15 protein-coding genes and 4 pseudogenes are annotated in these 17431 nt (G+C 57.9%); 10 read left to right on the forward strand and 9 right to left on the reverse strand.

The genetic code is table 11. The features are described from left to right. Window positions 1-46 precede the first annotated feature (46 nt). On the reverse strand, window positions 47-235 hold the full coding sequence (locus tag AC1DV9_RS12315) for a response regulator transcription factor (protein ID WP_477948084.1): 189 nt from the start codon (window positions 233-235) through the stop codon (window positions 47-49). A gap of 155 nt (window positions 236-390) precedes the next feature. Between AC1DV9_RS12315 and AC1DV9_RS12320 the strand changes: the two genes are divergently transcribed. Next, complete coding sequence (locus AC1DV9_RS12320) at window positions 391-585, forward strand: hypothetical protein (protein WP_477948086.1); 195 nt, start codon at window positions 391-393, stop codon at window positions 583-585. A 644-nt stretch (window positions 586-1229) separates the two neighbouring features. Here AC1DV9_RS12320 and AC1DV9_RS12325 read toward each other — a convergent pair. Further along, window positions 1230-1589, reverse strand: coding sequence for a hypothetical protein (locus AC1DV9_RS12325; protein WP_477948088.1), 360 nt, complete (start codon window positions 1587-1589; stop codon window positions 1230-1232). A 319-nt stretch (window positions 1590-1908) separates the two neighbouring features. Between AC1DV9_RS12325 and AC1DV9_RS12330 the strand changes: the two are divergent. Together AC1DV9_RS12330 and AC1DV9_RS12335 are read left to right on the forward strand one after the other, a co-directional pair. After that, window positions 1909-2146 (forward strand): annotated as a pseudogene (locus AC1DV9_RS12330) (7-cyano-7-deazaguanine synthase); the annotation flags it as partial. Further along, a pseudogene (locus AC1DV9_RS12335) lies at window positions 2146-2274 on the forward strand (6-carboxytetrahydropterin synthase); the annotation flags it as partial. The pseudogenes AC1DV9_RS12330 and AC1DV9_RS12335, both read left to right, overlap by 1 nt. A gap of 100 nt (window positions 2275-2374) precedes the next feature. Here AC1DV9_RS12335 and AC1DV9_RS12340 read toward each other — a convergent pair. From AC1DV9_RS12340 to AC1DV9_RS12360, 5 genes are all read right to left on the reverse strand, one after another. Next, window positions 2375-2629, reverse strand: coding sequence for a hypothetical protein (locus AC1DV9_RS12340; RefSeq protein ID WP_477948090.1), 255 nt, complete (start codon window positions 2627-2629; stop codon window positions 2375-2377). A 162-nt stretch (window positions 2630-2791) separates the two neighbouring features. Next, window positions 2792-3556 (reverse strand): glutamine amidotransferase, encoded by a 765-nt coding sequence (locus AC1DV9_RS12345; protein WP_477948092.1) that lies wholly within the window; start codon window positions 3554-3556, stop codon window positions 2792-2794. Between the two features lie 60 nt (window positions 3557-3616). Beyond that, window positions 3617-4621 (reverse strand): rhamnose ABC transporter substrate-binding protein, encoded by a 1005-nt coding sequence (locus AC1DV9_RS12350; RefSeq protein WP_477948094.1) that lies wholly within the window; start codon window positions 4619-4621, stop codon window positions 3617-3619. Window positions 4622-4675: 54 nt separating this feature from the next. After that, the gene (locus AC1DV9_RS12355) at window positions 4676-5686 is read right to left on the reverse strand and encodes an ABC transporter permease (protein WP_477948096.1); all 1011 of its coding nucleotides are present in this window, start codon (window positions 5684-5686) and stop codon (window positions 4676-4678) included. Further along, window positions 5683-8235 (reverse strand): ATP-binding cassette domain-containing protein, encoded by a 2553-nt coding sequence (locus AC1DV9_RS12360; RefSeq protein ID WP_477948098.1) that lies wholly within the window; start codon window positions 8233-8235, stop codon window positions 5683-5685. The genes AC1DV9_RS12355 and AC1DV9_RS12360 overlap by 4 nt, the downstream gene beginning before the upstream one ends. 287 nt (window positions 8236-8522) lie before the next feature. On the opposite strand from AC1DV9_RS12360, the gene AC1DV9_RS12365 reads away from it, so the two are divergent. The 3 genes from AC1DV9_RS12365 (at window position 8523) to AC1DV9_RS12375 (ending at window position 11875) form a co-directional block, all read left to right on the forward strand. Further along, window positions 8523-9761: an ROK family protein gene (locus AC1DV9_RS12365; protein WP_477948099.1), complete on the forward strand. Its 1239-nt coding sequence runs from the start codon at window positions 8523-8525 to the stop codon at window positions 9759-9761. 231 nt (window positions 9762-9992) lie between these two features. Continuing rightward, a complete protein-coding gene (locus tag AC1DV9_RS12370; RefSeq protein WP_477948100.1) occupies window positions 9993-11021 on the forward strand; it encodes an endonuclease/exonuclease/phosphatase family protein in 1029 nt (342 codons plus the stop codon). Window positions 11022-11566: 545 nt separating this feature from the next. After that, the gene (locus tag AC1DV9_RS12375) at window positions 11567-11875 is read left to right on the forward strand and encodes a hypothetical protein (RefSeq protein ID WP_112444331.1); all 309 of its coding nucleotides are present in this window, start codon (window positions 11567-11569) and stop codon (window positions 11873-11875) included. A gap of 125 nt (window positions 11876-12000) precedes the next feature. Here AC1DV9_RS12375 and AC1DV9_RS12380 read toward each other — a convergent pair whose 3' ends face one another. After that, the gene (locus AC1DV9_RS12380) at window positions 12001-12801 is read right to left on the reverse strand and encodes a transporter substrate-binding domain-containing protein (RefSeq protein WP_477948102.1); all 801 of its coding nucleotides are present in this window, start codon (window positions 12799-12801) and stop codon (window positions 12001-12003) included. 127 nt (window positions 12802-12928) lie between these two features. Between AC1DV9_RS12380 and AC1DV9_RS12385 the strand changes: the two genes are divergently transcribed. From AC1DV9_RS12385 to AC1DV9_RS12400, 4 genes and pseudogenes are all read left to right on the forward strand, one after another. Further along, complete coding sequence (locus AC1DV9_RS12385; RefSeq protein WP_477948103.1) at window positions 12929-15244, forward strand: putative bifunctional diguanylate cyclase/phosphodiesterase; 2316 nt, start codon at window positions 12929-12931, stop codon at window positions 15242-15244. A gap of 260 nt (window positions 15245-15504) precedes the next feature. Then, complete coding sequence (locus AC1DV9_RS12390; RefSeq protein ID WP_442208195.1) at window positions 15505-15978, forward strand: ProQ/FINO family protein; 474 nt, start codon at window positions 15505-15507, stop codon at window positions 15976-15978. Window positions 15979-16061: 83 nt separating this feature from the next. Then, a pseudogene (locus AC1DV9_RS12395) lies at window positions 16062-16272 on the forward strand (cold-shock protein); the annotation flags it as partial. Between the two features lie 99 nt (window positions 16273-16371). Further along, a pseudogene (locus AC1DV9_RS12400) lies at window positions 16372-17014 on the forward strand (L,D-transpeptidase). Window positions 17015-17101: 87 nt separating this feature from the next. Here AC1DV9_RS12400 and AC1DV9_RS12405 read toward each other — a convergent pair. Further along, window positions 17102-17251, reverse strand: a complete 150-nt coding sequence (locus tag AC1DV9_RS12405) for a DUF1127 domain-containing protein (protein ID WP_442208194.1) — start codon at window positions 17249-17251, stop codon at window positions 17102-17104. Window positions 17252-17431: the final 180 nt, after the last annotated feature.

The raw sequence follows: 17431 nt of genomic DNA on the forward strand, positions 1-17431 counted from the left end.
AGTATCGGCATGTGAATGCGACGTCACGCAACCCCACACCCGCTCCTTAGTAGACTGTCCCTGCCCGAAGTGCCGCGGCTACTAGCGCCGTATCCTTGTAGACGGAAAAGGTCTCCTTCAACCTGTCGATATGCGTTCGCACGGTGTGGACCGAAATCCCGAGAATGTCGGCGATTTCTTGTGCGCTCTTCCCGTCGCACATCAAGACGAGGACTTCACGTTCACGCGCGGACACAAGGTACTCCATCCAATTGATATGGGAATGGATCCCCGGATTTCATGGTCCTGCCACCAAAAACGACAGCTTGGATCGCCTTCGCGCTATATTTGAAACGTCTAATTAAATGAATGCGCGCATTCTCATGACACTCGCAACGCACGGCCCTGGTCATGGATGGACAGCCCGAAATACCTAGCGCGGCCAGCCTTGTGGTTGGCGCGGTCGCCGGCACGATCGCCGTGAAAATCGCCATCCTCTACAGCCTGACGGGAATTCCGTACGTTTTGGGCGTCCTCGCTCTAATCATCGCCCTGACGCAGTTTGGGTTGCGCTTCGTTAGCCAATTCTGGCGCGATTCGATCTAGAAACTTTTGAGGAACCCATACAGGCGCAGCCGCGTTCATGGTGCGCTGGCTTGTTCCTCTCCCAGCTATGTCACTCTCGCGACTAGCCCCGCCCTCAAGCGGGGCTTTCTTTTGGTTGGTCATACAGGCAAATCATTGGAGGCTGACTTTAGAAGACGCCCATGGTCACGCTGCCAGCAGTCTTTACAGTTTTCGCGCTGGCCAGCCCGGGTGCTATCTCGTAATTTTGCCCGTCGACAGCAGTGAACGTTAAAGGCCTGCCTCGGCTTGAGAAACGAGCCTTCCACCTTTCGGCGGCTGCGCAACTGGCTGAGCATTGCAGCCTACCCTAACTTCTATGATCATCGATGGTTCCCGTCGACAGAACGCCACAGCTTCGTCGACGGGGATCGACAAGCCCACGAGCGCCCGGGAATTGATCGATTCACTGAGCCTGTCGTCGCGATCAACTCCTTCAACGCATTGACGATGGAGTTGCTAAACGAAGTTCCGAGATAAGAATGGTGTAACGTGAACTTTAGTTTCGTAGGTACTGGAACGAGTTGCGGGTCGCACCGTTGTCTTTCGAACCTACGGGTTCCACGCGCCTCGCATGGACTTTCCCGGCGTCTGACCGGATAGCAACTGTGAGGCGCGGCCAGAATTCACGAAAGCTCGGGCAAGTCTGCCATATCGATTTCTAAATCAGTGTTTCTTCCCCGATCCTCGACACGATCGATTCGTGACAGGAGTTCGGCGAAGGGATCGTGACCGGAACTTTCAGGTCCATACAACGATTGAAGCCGTCGACGGAGATTTGCGTCGCCGGCATGGAGGTCGAAACTCGGGCGTGCGCTGATGTAATTGCGCTGAATCATGTGTCTCGCTTCAGTTGATGCGAATTTATAACGCATCAACCAGAGATCGGTTCCAGTCGCCGCGCGTTTTCCCTCGGCACCATCAACCTCCACAAAAATTCCCGAGCCTTGCCAATAGAGTTGCTGCCAATTGAGTTGGATCTTCACGGTTAGCCCGGGAGCTCGCCGCTCCGCTGGACTTCCTGTTCCGATTCGACGCTTGGCAGCGAGCTATCGACGGCCTAGCCATCATCGGTCACGCTTTGGTTCAAGCTGTCGAGCCGAACCGTGCCGAGCCAGGCCGTGGAAGCTATCCAGTCCGCCGAGAAGCAGATGGGCGGCCGGCAAGGATAGATCGGAGGTATGGGCCGCGTCAGGATGGATGCCGATCAAAGGATCTAGCTCCATTGTCGAGCCCTCATGTGGGTCGGCTCTATTCGTGATGCTCGGCCCAATGCGGATAGGTCACCTACGCAGTGAGAGCACCCTGCCATACGTCAACCTCTCGAAGGCCGAGATCGTCGTCGATGGTGCAAATCACAGTACGCCGTTCACCGAGACTTGGTCCTGCTACAAAGGCGGCGAACGCCTCTGTGGGCGCTGTGGCACCTGTGTCGAGCGGCGCGAGGCGTTTCACCTCGCCGGGCACATCCATCCTATTGAACAGGAAGGACCCAAACTTCTGGTCCGAAGCGGTCAGGCGTTACTCCGTGGAAGAGGTGCGTTGGCGCACCGGATCACCAAGAAATTCCATATCTCGGCGTCGCATCAGCTGTGCCACCTGCCCGCTGATCACCAGTGTGCCAGGCTCCATGGTCACAATTACATCGTGGGTGCCGAGCTTGCGGCTGCCTAGCTCGACGCCGACGGCTTTGTCCCGGACTTCAGCGACCTTTCGGTCTTGAAGCACCTGACACAGCCTATCCAGGAAAAGTGGCCCTCACTCGGGGCATTTAGCCGGCCGGCCGCAGCCTCGATTTGATCTGTGCGTTCGAGGACTGGATCGAAAGCGCGCGCCAGTCCCCAGGAGCGCCCTCGCGCTCGCGAATATGCGCAATATACTGAGCCCGCGCCTCCCGCATCGTGATGTGACCGGCGGTCCACTCCTCAAAGAGTTCGGCAAATTTCGGATCGCCGTCAACCGCTATGCCCATGCTGGCAGCCCTCGCCAATGCTTTGGCGGCTGCGGCGCGCCGATGTTCGATCATGTTCGGATCCAAGATTCGCTGGAGCCGGAAGATGCCAGAGGTGATCGCCTCTTGCAGTAGCAGGATGGCAACACCCGCGATGGTGCTCGACCGCATTGGAAACGGCCAGACAGTGGCGATACTAGACCAAACCACTGCCCTGGCGTTTATGAAAGCGCGCCGTCAGATCTGGCGGACAAGCCATCTGACCATGTTCGCCATTAGCACGTCATACCCGTCCCATTCCATAAACTCTGTCGATAGCCAATGAGGACCGATATCGCTCATCCACGCCAGTGATCGGCCTTTGCCAAGGTCCCGGACAGCTAGAAGTGGCAGTGCTTCTCCGCGCCGGTCACAATGAACAAGGGTCGTTGAAACATCTTGCGGGCGCTCTGCCACCCTGTTCATGCCCAACAGGTAGGGTATCGGCGTTGTGATGCCACGCAGGATTGGGTGGTCTGGCTCCGTGATGCGGGGATCTAAACCCTCAGGCGCCTCGAGGCCATCGGGTCCGGCATAGATCTTGACGGGAAGCGCATCGTCCACGGCCGTATCGTGAAACAGGGCCAGTCCGTCGATCCCCTGAAAGCTGCAATAGCCTCCCGCCATCATCAACGAACCGCCCTCCAGCACCCACTGGCGCAGCAGCTCGAGGCGGTTGACCGAGCGGCGGCCTTTCCTGGTCTCCGGCGTATAAAGCAACGAGAGCGCTCCGACGTCCGAAAGTACGACGGCTGCGTATGCCGAAAGCTGCTCCTTTGTTGTCGGGAACTCGCTTTCGCACCGCTCTCCGCCGATCTGGGTCACGTCAAACCCATGTCGTGTCAGGGCTTCGATCCAGCGAAGTCCTCCATTGGAAAAGCGAGCTGACGCGCTAACCTCATAGCCTTTCGACGCAAATGAGGTCACGTGGAAAGTCTCGCCAGCGAGAAGGACCGGCTTCATTTCGTTCTCCGATTTTTTGTTGGAGGTGGAGCGCTGGTAGCGCGCTCCACCCGTCAGGCTTCAGAACTTGAATTCATCGACGTTCTTCGGGGTGACGATCTCGGCTGGCCCAAGAAGCACTTCGCCCTTCGCACCGACCTTGTAGGAGCCCAGGCGTCCTGCCTCGAAGCTCTCGCCCTCCTTGCCCGTCACCTTGCAAGACGCCACCGCCTGCGCTGCGTAATAGGTCAGGTAGCCGAGATCCTCGACGTTCCACCAGATGTCCTGGACCGATCCGTTCTGGATGTATTTCTTGATGAGCGTCGCCGGTGCCAATCCCGTCAGCTTGACCTTGCCAAGTAGGCCCGCCTGATCCATAGCGCGTGCGGCTGCAGGCAGACCTATCCCGGCTGGGATGATGATACCCTTCAGGTTGGGAAATGCCTGTGCGAGCGCCAGCGCCTGCTGCTGGTTGACCTGCTCGCTTTCCTGGCCGTAGGCGACCTGGACCAGCTTCATCTTCTCGTATTTCTTGTCGCCCGCCATGCGCTTCTTCATGAAGTCGATCCAGGCGTTCTGGTTGGTTGCTGTCGGCGTCGATGACAGGATTGCAAACTCTCCGTCGTAGTTGATCATCTGACCCATCGATTCCAGCATCATCTCCGCCAGGCTGTCGCCGGCGGCCTGGTTCAGGAAGAGTGTTCTTGCTGCCTGCGAAACGTCTGAATCGTATGAGACGACCTTGACGCCCTGCTTTTCGGCGCGACGCAATGCGGGTGCGACCGCATTCGCGTCATTGGCAGAGATTGCGATCACACCAACCTTCTGGGAAACCAGATTATTGATGAAGTCGATCTGGGCCTCAGCGGTCGCTTGCGACGGCGCCTGCTTGACCGCCTTGCCACCGATCTCCTTGGCCGCCTCTTCGGCACCGGTCTGGGCGACCTGGAAATAGGGATCTGTATCGAGCTTCGGCAGGAACCCGACGGTCACTGGCTCCTTGGCGCATTCGGCGGCCTGCGCTGCGGCAAACGGCGCAACCAGGCACGACGCAACAAGAAGCGATCGAATAAGTTGGGATGTCATGCTGTTTCCTCCTCCAATGGATCCGGTACGATGTGGACAGGCCAGTCCCGGAAACTACTTGCCTGGTTTGATGTCGAACTTGCGAAGTCTGGCTCTGGCAAAGACACGTTCGGCCGCGTTGCTGGCAACGAGCGACAGGATCAGAAGCAGGCCGATGACAGTCCCCTGTGCATCCCCGCCGATCTGCAGAAGGCCGAGCACGTTTCTGATGGTGGCGACCAATAAGAGCGCCCACAGCACGCCCGTCAGTTTGCCCCGCCCGCCAAACACACTGATGCCTCCGAGCAGTGCGATGGTGATCACATCGAGCTCGATCCCGAGCGCGTTGTTTGCCCGCGCATTGGCCAGGCGTGCCGTGTAGACCATGCCGGCTGCGGCACAGACGACGCCTGATGTCACAAAAAGACCGAAGACCAACCGTGCGAGGCGAATGCCGGAGTAACGGGCAGCATCCGGGCTGCCGCCGACCGCATAGATGCGTCGTCCAAGCGGCATTTTTTGCAGGATCACGGCAAAGATCGGGGCAAGGATCAGGAATGGGACGATCGTTTCCGGGATCGGCGAGTTGCCAAGCGTGTCTATTCCGAAATCAAGGAAGCTATCCGGAAATTCGTTGATCGATCCTGAACCCAGGAGAATATAGCCGATGCCTCGAAAGAGAGCCATTGTGCCAAGGGTCACCACCAGCGATGGCAGCCCGAGCGCCGTCACCAGAATGCCATTGAACGCCCCGCACAGCCCGCCCGCAATCAACGTCAACGGAATTGCAGCAACAAGAGGCATGCCTGATTGGACCAGAAGGCCGAACAGAACGCTTGTCAGCGCCAGGATGCTTCCGACAGACAGATCGATTTCGCGCGCAATGATCAAAAGTACCATTGGCAAGACGATGAGGGCGCGTTCGGAAATGCCGGCAATCGCTTGCGAAATATTGAATGCGGACGCGAAATTGTCGACGCCTGCTACGGCATAGACAACGACGATCACCGTCAGTCCTGCGAGGAAATTATCCCAGTTTGCAAAGCGGCTGATGAAGTCAGGTCCCTGCGTGCGGTTCTCGCTCATTGCCCAACCCCGTGATGTTTCCCGGTTGCCCGGCGTGCCACATAGGCGTCGATGCCGATCGCAATCAGGATGACAAGACCGTAGACACCCTGAAGCCAAAGCGGGTCGACACGCACCAGCGTCAATCCATTGTTGATGACCAGAAGCATCAAGGCTCCTGCAGCCACGCCTAGGACCGTGCCCGAGCCGCCGCGAACGGCAACCCCGCCAACGACAACGGCGGCAATGACCGTCAGCTCAAATCCATATGCGACGCGCGCATCGACAGTGGCATAGCGCGATGCCCAGAGCGCGCCATCGAAACCGGCAAGCAGACCTGACATGCAAAAGGCAAGCAGCACACGCGATCGCGCCGGAATGCCGATCAGTTTCGCACCATCCGGATTGGATCCGATCGCGTAGAACTCACGCCCGATCGAGGTCGATCTCAGGAAATAGCCGACTGCGCCAAGGGTCAGGACGGCGATGATGAGAACAGCCGGAATGCCGAGGATTTCGGTTGCCGTCATGTCGAGCCATGACTGCGGCACCTGGTCTGCACTGACCTGCGTGCCGGCTGCCCAAAGACTGTTAATACCCCTGAAGACGGACATCGTCCCAAGGGTGACGACGATTGCAGGAACCCGTCCGTAGGTGACGATCAGCCCATTCAACAGCCCTGCCGCCAAGCCGATTGCGCAGGCCAGCAAGACGCCTCCAAAAACACCGATCTCTGGATGGGCATGAAGCGTCGAGGCTGCGCCATAGGCAGCCAGACCGATGATCGCCGCCACCGAAAGGTCAATGCTGCGGGTCACGATCACAAGCATCTGCGCCAGTGCCACGATCATCAGAAGGCCGGCATCCATGGCAAGCGCGGACAGATTGGCTCCGCTCAGCATTCGCACGTTCAGGATCGAGACCGGTATGACAACGGCTGCAATAGCCGCCAGAAGGCCAAGCTCGCGGTGCGCAAGCATGCTCTTTGCGGACGAAGGCTCGCGATGGTCCGGCTGTGAGGTGCTGTCTTGAGATGGACGCGCAACGATGCCGCCATCGACCTTGCTGACGACAGCGTCGGTCGCGGCTGCGATAATCTTTTCTTGGCTCGCATCCTGCCTGGAAAACTCGGCCGTGATGCTGCCTTCCCTGAGGACCACGATCCTGTCCGACATTCCAAGGAGTTCTGGAAGTTCCGACGATATCAGGATGATTGCCATGCCCTGGCTGGCAAGATCTGCCATCATGGCGTGGACGTCTGCCTTCGTCTGGACGTCGATACCCTGGGTCGGCTCGTCGAGAATGAGCAGGCGCGGCTTGGTCGCCAGCCATTTGGACAGCACCACCTTCTGCTGATTGCCGCCAGACAGGGCGCTGACCGACTGATCGTAGGAGCTGAACCTGAGGCGCAGGCGCGAAAGAAAAGGCTCGGCGATCCCGATCTCCTTGCGCCGGGATATCAGGCGTGTCGAGGTGGTTTCGTCCAGAACCGTCAGCGTCGCATTGGTCAGGATCGGGAAATCCATGACCAGGCTTTGACCGATCCGGTCCTCGGAGACATAGGCAATCCCCCTTTCCATCGCATCCTTCGGCGAGGAAAACTGCCTCGGATGTCCGTCGATCTCGATTGATCCTGCGCTCGGCTGGTCGATACCGAAGAGAACACGGGCGATTTCGGTCCGGCCGCTGCCGACAAGGCCGCCAAGCCCCAGGATTTCGCCTGCCCGGACATCGAACGTCGCGCCGCGAAATGCGCCATCCCTGCCAAGGCCCTTGATGCTGAGGACGACTGCGCCTGGCGCCGTTGCATGGTGAGGGTAAAGACCATCGAGCGACCGGCCGACCATCATCTGTACGGCCCGCTCGCGCGACAAGTCCGATGCCGGTTCTGTACCAACATGCTTGCCGTCGCGCAAAACGGCGATCCTGTCGGCGATCCGGTAGATCTCGTCCATGCGATGGCCAACAAACATCATGGCGACGCCGCGCGCCCGCAAGCTGTCGACCACGGAAAACAGCCGCTCGACTTCCCTTTGCGACAGCGCTGCCGTCGGCTCGTCCATGATCAGGACGGACGCGTCCAGAGATAGCGCTCTGGCAATTTCGACCAGTTGCTGTTCCGATGTCCTGAGGCCGGACAGCGGAGCCGTCACATCGACGTTGAGACCAACGATTGCCAGCAACCGGCGGGCGTCTGCCTCAATCCTCCGGCGATCGAGCCTCAAGCGAAGTCTGGTCTGCCCGATGAACAGGTTTTCGGCGATGCTGAGATCAGGAAACAATCCGGGATGTTGGTGCATCACCGCGATGCCGGCCTTCTGCGCCTCCAGCGGCGAAGAAAATGCCTGGGGCTCTCCCCGCACCAGAACGCGGCCATGGTCAGGATGATGGACGCCAGCCAGAAGTTTGACGCAAGTGCTTTTGCCTGCACCGTTCTCGCCCAGAAGCGCCAGCACTTCGCCGGCGCGCAGCTCGATCGAAACGTTGGAGACGGCTGCCGTTCCCCCGAAAACCTTGGTAACGTTTTCGAGCGATGCGACAACCGTCCCAGCGGCTTGGGAAGCAACCATGTTTGCCACGTCAAGCATTGGCGCCGGCCAGACCGTTCAGAAAATGGAATGGATAGCGATCATGCATCTCGTGGTGTCTCCTCTCAGCCGTCAAAAGAAATCCCAACTCCCACTGGGATTAATTAAAGCAATTTACTATAATTGTAGTTCGAACACGTCAAGGGGCAATCTGTCGGAGGTCACCCGTGCGGGCTAGCGGTCAAGACCTTGTGCAAATCAGAGGTGGCGGATAGGGCTTCTTAGATAAAGCAGACTGCATTTTTTGAAGCATCGATACTGGTAGGACCATGGCGGGCAAAGGCAGCAACTCGGTACAGTTACGGCACTACAACGAGCGTGTTGTTCTGGACGCGGTGCGCCGCTTCGGCCAGGCTTCCAAGGCAGAAATTGCCCGCTTTGCCCATCTGACACCCCCTGCTGTCGCCGGCATCGTCGATGCGCTGGTTCTTGGTGGCTATCTCGTGGAAAACGGGCGGCGCTACGGCGGCAAAGGCCAGCCATCTGCCATGTACGCTCTGGCAAGCGATGGCGCCTATTCAATCGGCTTCCATATCGGCAGGCGGTCGATGGATGCCATCCTGATCGATTTTGCCGGCAAAAGCGTAGCCTATGAGACACATGACTACGACCATCCGGATCCGGACACGGTCAAGCGGCTGGCAGCCAGTGCAGTCAACAGGTTCAAGAAGCAGCTGGGTCCGCAACCAAGCCTCCGCCTCACGGGTATCGGCGTCTCGGCGCCATATTTCATCGGTGGCTGGGATGAAGAACTTGGCTTTCCAGGCGACGTTCAGCTGGCCTGGCGCCAGTTTGACCTGAAGGCGCATTTCGTCGAAACCTATGCACTGCCCGTGATGATCGAGAACGATGCGTCGGCGGCGGCCGTCGCCGAACTCGTCTTCGGGCTCGGAAAGCAGTTCACCGACTTCCTGCATATCTCGCTTAGCACCTTCGTCGGAGCCGGGCTCGTTCTTGACGGTACGCTGCAGACCGGGCCGAACGGCAACACTGCTGCTTTTGGGCCATTTCCGGTAACCCATTCAAACCTGAGTTCCGTTCCAAAGCCCGCTGGTAGGTTTGAGGTGCTCCTCCACCGCGCTTCAATCTACACGCTGATCCATCACCTGAAGACCAATGGCATCGACATCAGCCGCGTCCGTGATCTGGAGCCGATGCCGGCACACGCTCGAAGGTTCGTCGAAGAATGGCAGGACGACTGTGCCGACGCGCTTGCCCAGGCCATCATCGGCAGTATCGCCGTTGTCGATGTCGAAGCCATTGTGATTGACGGGTTACTCCCCTCACCTCTCCTTCTTGATACGGTCAATCGCGTGCGAGGCTGTTTCACCCAGATGCTCCCCCCCGGGCTCATTGCGCCGAAGATTACAGCCGGCAATCTCGGTGCGCGTGGCTCGGCGCTCGGTGCCAGCATCATGCCAATCTATGCCCAATTCGGGCCGGATACCGGGGTGCTGATGAAAAAGGGCCTCGACAAGAAACCGCTGATGATCGGATCGCCGTCATGATGGTCGCAACGGCTTGGTACGAAGACTGCGCCGCGCAGGCGATCCGTCTTCGAGCCGAGAAGACCTGACGAGGTTTGGCGTCAGTGCCTGCGCCCAACGACCTCTTCCATGGCGCCGTCGCGAAGACGCCTGCTCCCAGCTTTTTCCTTTACACCACATGTGAGACAGTCAGTTACTTCCTACCGCCTTTCGGATAGCTGATGGGCACGTTCTCAAACCCATGGGACTTGAATGCGCAAGGCACTGACAGTCACGGTACTCGCGTCCGCCATCTTATACGCAGGCATGGTGATTGCCGTCGTTGCGTTTTCCGATCAGTTCTGGCTCCTCGATCTGCTGACATTTGCGTGGCAATATGTCGTGGTGGCAGGACTGGTGCTTCTCGTTGCCGCGTCTTTAACGAGAGCAAAACCCGCGGTTGCGATAACTATTTCAGCTCTCCTGATATCGATCTACCCCTATGCTGCTGTCCCGGTCGCCCAAACGGCCGCTCGATGCAGTTTTCGTGTTTTGACGGCCAACCTCTTCATCGAAAACACAAACGATCCGGATCAGTTTCTCGAGTTGATAAGAAAGGAACAGCCGGACCTTCTGGTGCTGCAGGAGACGCTGGACACTTGGCAGGACCCAATTCGCAATCTTGGCCTTTTTCCATATGAAACGACCCGGGACCTTATGACCTATGACCGGGTCAAGGTGTTTTCGAGGTTTCCGATCCTGCGTGAGAAAATGGTATCGGACCCCGCGATTGACGAGCAGTTCCACAAGCACCCCGTGCGCCTCGAGCTCGGCGGCTGGAACCGCCCTCTCGTCCTTTACGCGATCCATCCGGACACACCGCGATCTCTTCAGCAATGGCGTGAGCGGAATCTCCATCTGAAAACATTGGCAAGCAGCGTTAGATCAGACCTTCCTGCTTCCGACGTCGTCGTCGCAGGCGACTGGAACACACCACGCGCCTCCGGTTTTTACAGGGATGTCCTGAAGAAGACGGGCCTTGGCGTTGCGGGTGACGGTGATCCCTGGATAACAAGCCGCTTCAGCCTGAAACTGTATCCTTATTTCTACCTCGGTTCGACGATCGACCATGTCGCGGTTTCCGCTGCGTTAGCCGTCAGTGATCGACGGACGGGTCCAATGTATGGATCAAACCATCTTCCGGTCATTGCCGATATTGGACGTTCGGCGCCGGATGACGCGCAAGATCCGCGTCCCGACGGGGCGACAGATCGATCATCAGCCTGCGCATCGGCGCGCTAAGGACGAAGGCGCTAATGGAAGCCCGGGTGAGGATTTTCTGCAATTCAACTGCCCTGACATCATCGCCACACGCGCAAGCGGGCACATGGACCAGGGAACAACATCTGTGACGCATTTTCGGGCCGTGGCCGTTGCACACCTTGCCCGGCTCAAGTATCCGCGTTTGATTTGCAGGATCTGCGGAGCGACTGCCGGGATTGTGCTAAAAATAGCGCCAGTGGAGATGGCGCTAAGGTGATGCTCGGGAGTGAGCACTAGGGAACTGAGCATCGAAGAGGTTGTCCCTCCGCTCAACCATAGCGATATTTTGCCTTGATCAAAGGCTAAGCCCGAAAGCGCATATTTCTCCGAGCCTTGCGCCACGCTTTCCAGTCGCCGTCGGTCGACATCAGCGTATCCATCAGCGGAGGACTTGGCGCGGGGTGTTTCCACCAGCTGGTTTGTCTTGGAAGCGGCGCTCAACGCAGCGTGGCCACAGTCGCATTCGTGCTGCAGGTCCGGAACCCATCTGGAGACCCGTCGTTATCATCGAAAGGAGATCTTTGATGACCGAGAGAACCAAGACAATCGCCGGAATACCTGACAATGCGCCAGCCAGGGAGCAGCCAAGGATTGAGCCTCTTGTCGGAAGCACCGAAACGTCAGAAACCAAAACGGATATTCAGGCTCCACGCCCGCCCGGAGAAATCGACGCGCCTGTAGAGCACGCTAACGAAACCTTCCCTGACGATCACCCGAGCCTTGAAGCACTGCGGGAGGCGTCACGCCAACATACCGACGCCTTTGTCGTCGCAACCGATCTTGAGGATGCTGATCAGCGCGAAGCTGCGCCGGGGACACGCGAGCAACCCTAGTTACGGCCATATACCTGCCGCATAAAAGTCCGGGGCTGCAGGGGCGGCCAGGCTGAGGCTATTCTCCGGCGCGATCCACCATTGACAACGTAGCGGTGTTGGGCAGTCCAAATCGCGGATCGCGTCTACCTGATGCTGAAAGGAAAATACTTCGCATTGATTGTGTCGTAGACATCGCTCGCCTGGATTTTCTCAAGGGCGCCATTCAGCTTTCCAAGCAAATCCTTATCATCTGGACGCACCGCTATCCCCGCACCGTCGCCGAAATACTCAGCATTCTTGATGTCCTCGCCCTTGAACTCGCAGCAGCTTCCTGCCTTGGTGTTGGTCAGCCAGTCATAAACCGCAAGCTTGTCTTCAAAGATGATATCAACACTTCCTTCAGCCAGTTCCTTGTAAAGGTCGGGCGAGGCCTGAACCACGGCCGTCGATACATTGCCATAGTATTTCTTTGCGTATGCCTCCTGCGCCGTTGATGCAGTGACGCCAAGCCTCTTGTCTTTCAGGTCGTCCGGCGACGTACCTGCGATATCGGAGCCTTTGCGCACGATGAACACCGAGGGACTGTCATAATATTTTGCCGAGAACGCCACTTTCTCACGTCTCTCGGCGCTCATGGACATCGACGAAACGATGGCGTCATACTCGTTTGCGAGCAGGTTGGGGATCATGCCGGTCCACTCCTGGATGACGAATTCGCATTTGAGCGCGGCCGCCTCACAGAGGGCTTTGGCGACATCGACGTCAAAGCCCTGGAGCTGGTTCTCGGAATCTAGGTAGTTGAACGGTGGAAAGCCGCCTTCGACCGCCACGCGGACGGTATCGTGTTCGGCTGCCAGCAACGGAAACGGCGCCCCTGCAGCCATGGCCATCACCGAACCCAACACCAGCATCCGTCGCCTAATGAGCATCTTCATTTCTGGCATGTTGCGACCCCACCGTTCGTTGCCCCTATCAGGCTGTTGATGATGCCAATGAAACCATCAAAGGTTTAAGATGCTTACCCTTTCCAAGCACTAAATTTGCGGATCCTTGACAAGGTTTTCGTAATGAATGCGCGCCAGAATTGAAGCCGCCCCGGAGAGAAGCGCTTTGTCTGCATATGATCTGCCTCAACGTTTTGCCCAGAAAGCTGCCCGCTCTTCTGGAGCCACACTTGTGCTGCTCGCGATCAGCGGTGTTGCCATTCTCGGCCTCGTGTTCGTCGCGGCACTTTGGGCGGGGAAAGAAAGTGACGCTGCGGCGTTGGACCATCAGCGCAAACTCGTCAACGGCCGCCTTCAGGACCAGGTGGACCGGGTTTCGAAAGACATGCGCTTGATGGCTGCAGGCTTCTCGTCACTCCTGTCGGGAAATGCGGTGGCCGCGGATGGCGGATACGACAGTAGCACCGCCGAAGCTTTCGCCACGGTCGCAAAGACCGTGTTTGGTTACAACGGCACTTATCTGGTCACATCGACCGGCGATCTTGCGCTGGAGGCCGACGCCGAAACCGCCCGCCGGTACAAATGGATCCGCCCGCTCCTTTTGCCGATGATAAAGGAGTCCGATCTCAATGGCCCTGGGCAGAGCGAGACTAACCCAGAAAGGATCCATGTTGCTCTGATGAAACTGGAGGGGCGGCCGTCTATTGCGGGCGTCGCGAAAGTGACAGGGTCAATCGAAGCCAATGGCGTCAAGGTAACACCAGTGCAGCCCTTGTATCTCGCTGCTTTCCGCTTTCTCGATGGGGCCACTCTTGATGCGCTCAGCCGTGAGCAAGGCCTTGCCGGCGCCCGGTACGCGCGGACCGCAGACGCTGATGCAAACGAGGTCGCCTTCCAGATCGAGGCAACTGCTACGAACGAACCCATCGGTTTTATCATATGGACGCCGGATCTTCCCGGCTCACGCGTCGTTGCCCGTCTCGTGCCCCTCCTCTCGGTCGCAGGACTGTTGATCGGCGGTCTGTTCTTCGCTCTGATGGGACGCCTGAGAAAAAGTCTGAAGGAACTCGGCCGCAGCGAGGACCATGCTCGTCATCTATCCTATCATGACGTGTTGACGGGATTGCCCAACAGAGCGCTCTTTGCGGAGCGCTTTCAGCATTGTCTCGGCACCCTGGATGCTTCTGCCGGCGACGCCGTCGTGGCACTCATTGACCTGGATCGCTTTAAAGAGGTTAACGACACCTACGGACACCCGGCTGGAGACGAGCTTCTCCGCAGCGTTGTGATCCGGCTGAGCCCTCTGTTCGGAGAACGGGATATGCTTGCCAGGATGGGCGGCGACGAATTCGCCTTGCTCCTGCCCCCTGGGAGCGCAGCGGGGCGAGCGCTCCCGGAATTATGGGACGAGGTCGTCTCCGAGCTCGCCAAGCCATTCAACCTGCGCAACGGCGATATCGTTGTCAGGATTGGCGGCTCGATTGGTGCTGTTATTGTCAACGACCGGACCTTAGCCCGCAGCGAATACCTTCGCCGCGCTGACGTGGCGCTTTACGAGGCCAAAAGCCATGGAAGGGGTCGGTGTGTCGAGTATCACGAATATCTCGATACTCGAAATGTCGAAAAGGACAACCTGACTCAGGATCTTCGTCTTCTTCTGGGCTCCGCCAGCGATTCCATCACCCAAGAACATAAGGGCGAACTGGAAGTATTCTTCCAATCAGTCCACCTCGCTTCCGAAGAAATGCCGCTGTCGGGTGCAGAGGCTTTGGTACGGTGGAGGCATCCGCATCTAGGGTTGCTCACGCCCGACATGTTTATTCCGATTGCCGAGGAGGCCGGTCTTATCGATCAACTCGGGGAATGGGTGTTGAGAACTGCCGCGCTCAGAGCGGCATCATGGCCTATGGGCATCACGCTGGCCGTCAACGTTTCGCCCACCCAAGTCCGGCGCCGCGGATTTGGCGACCGCGTTCTTTCGATTATCAAGGAGGCTGGCCTCAGCCCCTCGCGTCTCGAACTCGAACTCACCGAGGCTGCGCTTTTCAACCTGGACCACGGCGCTCAGGAGACGCTTGCGATCCTTCGGGCGCACGGAATTCGCATTGCCTTGGATGATTTCGGGACCGGCTTCTCGTCCCTTAGCCATCTAATCCAATTCAATATCGACAGGATCAAGATCGATCGCTCATTTGTCAACTTGCTTGGAAGCCAGGCCGAGGGAGCTGCCATCGTTTCGTCGATCATCGGATTGAGCAGAACGCTCGGAAAAACCACTACAGCTGAAGGTATCGAAACCCAAGGGCAACGCGACTTCCTGATCGCGGCCGGTTGTACCGATCTGCAAGGCTTCTATTTTTCCCGCCCGATGGCGGGCGTAGATTTTGACCGGATCATTGCCAGAAACGAAGATGGCAATTCCAGGGCCGCAAATACCGGGTGATCCTTCCGAGCACTGTGTTTCACGGCACCGTACCCGCTAAACGCGCAAGCCAAGCTGTCAGTAATCATATACTCCAGTCGACCGTTCGTAATTCTGAGCGCCAGGCCTTCGTTCCGTTTAGCAACCCTACTCTTGCGATTCAAATCACATATTCCATCTTCTCGATCAGCTGACCTCGTGACAGGCTGGCCGGCCACTTGCCTTGTGACCGTTTCGCATTTTAATGACTGCAACAGTAACCCATATGAAAACAATCGCAGATGATGATGAGCGACGCGGAGTTGACGATGGAGAAATCGCAGAGGAAAGACACAGGTCCCATTCTCGCGACCGAGCTTGAGGTCAGGCGGGCCGAAGCCATCATCGAGATGCTCGTACGCACCATCGATATTCTGCCGTCGGAACCCGGCGACCCTGTCCGGCCATTCGCAATTGGTCTTTTCGACGAGATCAGGGGCTTGCTCAAGCCCGACAGGACCGTATCGAAGCTTCGGCGCGTCACCTCTGGCTATGTTCACTCGAAACGATACTACCTTGCCTGCGCTCGGCCGAACGCTGAGCGTTTCGATCTGGCAGGTGTTGCCGTCGGCAACGTGAGTGAGGCAGACCGGGAAAGTGCGCTGCAGAGCCTTGTTGCTTTGCAGTCAGCCCATGCAAAGCCTACCACCGCGCCAACGCAAGAGGACAGGGCCTCCAGAATTCGTGGGGGTCTCCTGCCACGAAAGTGGGAGTAGCCCACATCGCGCGCCAACGCGTAATCCGCCCGCCGATTTCCAACGACAACGCCGTTTCCGGCGGCCATCACTTGGACAGAGGTTTGGGATGTCGGCAAGGCTCTGAGTCTACCGGACAACATCATCAAAGCCTTGGCTTCGGCTTCTTAACGCCTGATAGCGGAGGTGCGGACATCGTGATTCACATCTCGGCACTTCAGGTTTCAGGCATCCAGTCGCTTCGGGAAGGCCAGAAGGTATCTTTCGACACCGAACCGGATAAAAGGCAAGGGACCGAAGGCTATGAACTCGAGCTTGAGACCGCAGAAACCTGGAAACCGGCAGTCTTGTCTGGCGGTCATAGTGCCGCCACAGAGTTCGGTGCAATCATCTGGTAAACATCGGGTGGTGCGAATGAGACTGCTGGCCTTCCTATTCTCGTTTTTCGTGCTAACAGCGGCTCACGCTAAGGCCCAGGTCTATGCGTCATACGATGGCTATGATGAATACAGCGGCTATAGCTACGACGATCCATACAGTCCCTATCCACCGCCTCCCTATTACGAGGACGAACCGCAGTATCAAGAGCCCGAGTTTCGGGAGCCGCACTATCGTCTACCAGACAGGGAGCGTCGCCAGCCTTTCCTACGTGCCGCGAGGGGAACCATCACCATCTCAACACGCCAGCACGTGCTTTCCTACACGACCTCGCAGGGACAGAAGTTCGTCTATCCGATCGCTGTAGGCCGCGAGGGCAAACAATGGTTCGGAACGACGAGGGTCGTTTCCAAGCGACCAACACCCCGAATGGCGTCCGACCGCCAGCATGCGTGCGAAGAACCCCAGGCTCCCGGCAGTGGTGAAGGCCGGGCCACAAAACCCGCTGGGTACACGCGCCATCTACCTTGCCGACGGTCTACTCCGAATTCATGGCACCAACGACCCCTCGTCTATCGGTACCAATGCCTCAAGTGGATGTTTCCGCATGTACCGGCAGGATGTCGAGGAGCTTTACGAGATGGTGCAACCTGGGACGCAGGTCATCGTGGGGAGATGATCCGTGGGCCGTAGCCGACCGTGAGTGCGCCACAAACGAAAAAGCGCCCACCGAATACCGGCAGGCGCTCGGGAACTGGTTGTGCGTTTACCGGCTAGAGGAAGCGGCACGGGCGATGTTGCGGATGTCGCCGCGATCAATGCCGAGATCGTGAAGTTCGCGATTGGTCATACGGCCCAGCTCGGAGACCGTCTGACGATACTTGCGCCAATTGTTCAGAGTGCGTGCTACGTTCATGATTATCCCCTTTCGTGGGCTTTCGAAACACAGCTGCCGGTGCTTGGCGCTTCGTTTGTTTCGATGACCTTTATGTAATGGAGTGACGGCTGATTTTGCAGCGCTAAGGCGCGATCCCAGCTATGCAGAGAACACATGACCTGACTAAAAAGTCATCAAGCCGCCACGTGATTGGCTAAA

This window comes from Rhizobium sp. 01L410, from assembly GCF_056400165.1.

What these genes read in the sequence shown, in the direction of transcription:
- AC1DV9_RS12360 (WP_477948098.1), bottom strand. Translation starts at nt 8,235, where the DNA reads ATGGTTGCTTCCCAAGCCGCTGGGACGGTTGTCGCATCGCTCGAAAAC.
- AC1DV9_RS12390 (WP_442208195.1), top strand. Translation starts at nt 15,505, where the DNA reads ATGATGATGAGCGACGCGGAGTTGACGATGGAGAAATCGCAGAGGAAA.
- AC1DV9_RS12320 (WP_477948086.1), top strand. Translation starts at nt 391, where the DNA reads ATGGATGGACAGCCCGAAATACCTAGCGCGGCCAGCCTTGTGGTTGGC.
- AC1DV9_RS12385 (WP_477948103.1), top strand. Translation starts at nt 12,929, where the DNA reads ATGCGCGCCAGAATTGAAGCCGCCCCGGAGAGAAGCGCTTTGTCTGCA.
- AC1DV9_RS12375 (WP_112444331.1), top strand. Translation starts at nt 11,567, where the DNA reads ATGACCGAGAGAACCAAGACAATCGCCGGAATACCTGACAATGCGCCA.
- AC1DV9_RS12405 (WP_442208194.1), bottom strand. Translation starts at nt 17,251, where the DNA reads ATGAACGTAGCACGCACTCTGAACAATTGGCGCAAGTATCGTCAGACG.
- AC1DV9_RS12345 (WP_477948092.1), bottom strand. Translation starts at nt 3,556, where the DNA reads ATGAAGCCGGTCCTTCTCGCTGGCGAGACTTTCCACGTGACCTCATTT.
- AC1DV9_RS12380 (WP_477948102.1), bottom strand. Translation starts at nt 12,801, where the DNA reads ATGCCAGAAATGAAGATGCTCATTAGGCGACGGATGCTGGTGTTGGGT.
- AC1DV9_RS12340 (WP_477948090.1), bottom strand. Translation starts at nt 2,629, where the DNA reads ATGATCGAACATCGGCGCGCCGCAGCCGCCAAAGCATTGGCGAGGGCT.
- AC1DV9_RS12370 (WP_477948100.1), top strand. Translation starts at nt 9,993, where the DNA reads ATGCGCAAGGCACTGACAGTCACGGTACTCGCGTCCGCCATCTTATAC.
- AC1DV9_RS12365 (WP_477948099.1), top strand. Translation starts at nt 8,523, where the DNA reads ATGGCGGGCAAAGGCAGCAACTCGGTACAGTTACGGCACTACAACGAG.
- AC1DV9_RS12350 (WP_477948094.1), bottom strand. Translation starts at nt 4,621, where the DNA reads ATGACATCCCAACTTATTCGATCGCTTCTTGTTGCGTCGTGCCTGGTT.
- AC1DV9_RS12355 (WP_477948096.1), bottom strand. Translation starts at nt 5,686, where the DNA reads ATGAGCGAGAACCGCACGCAGGGACCTGACTTCATCAGCCGCTTTGCA.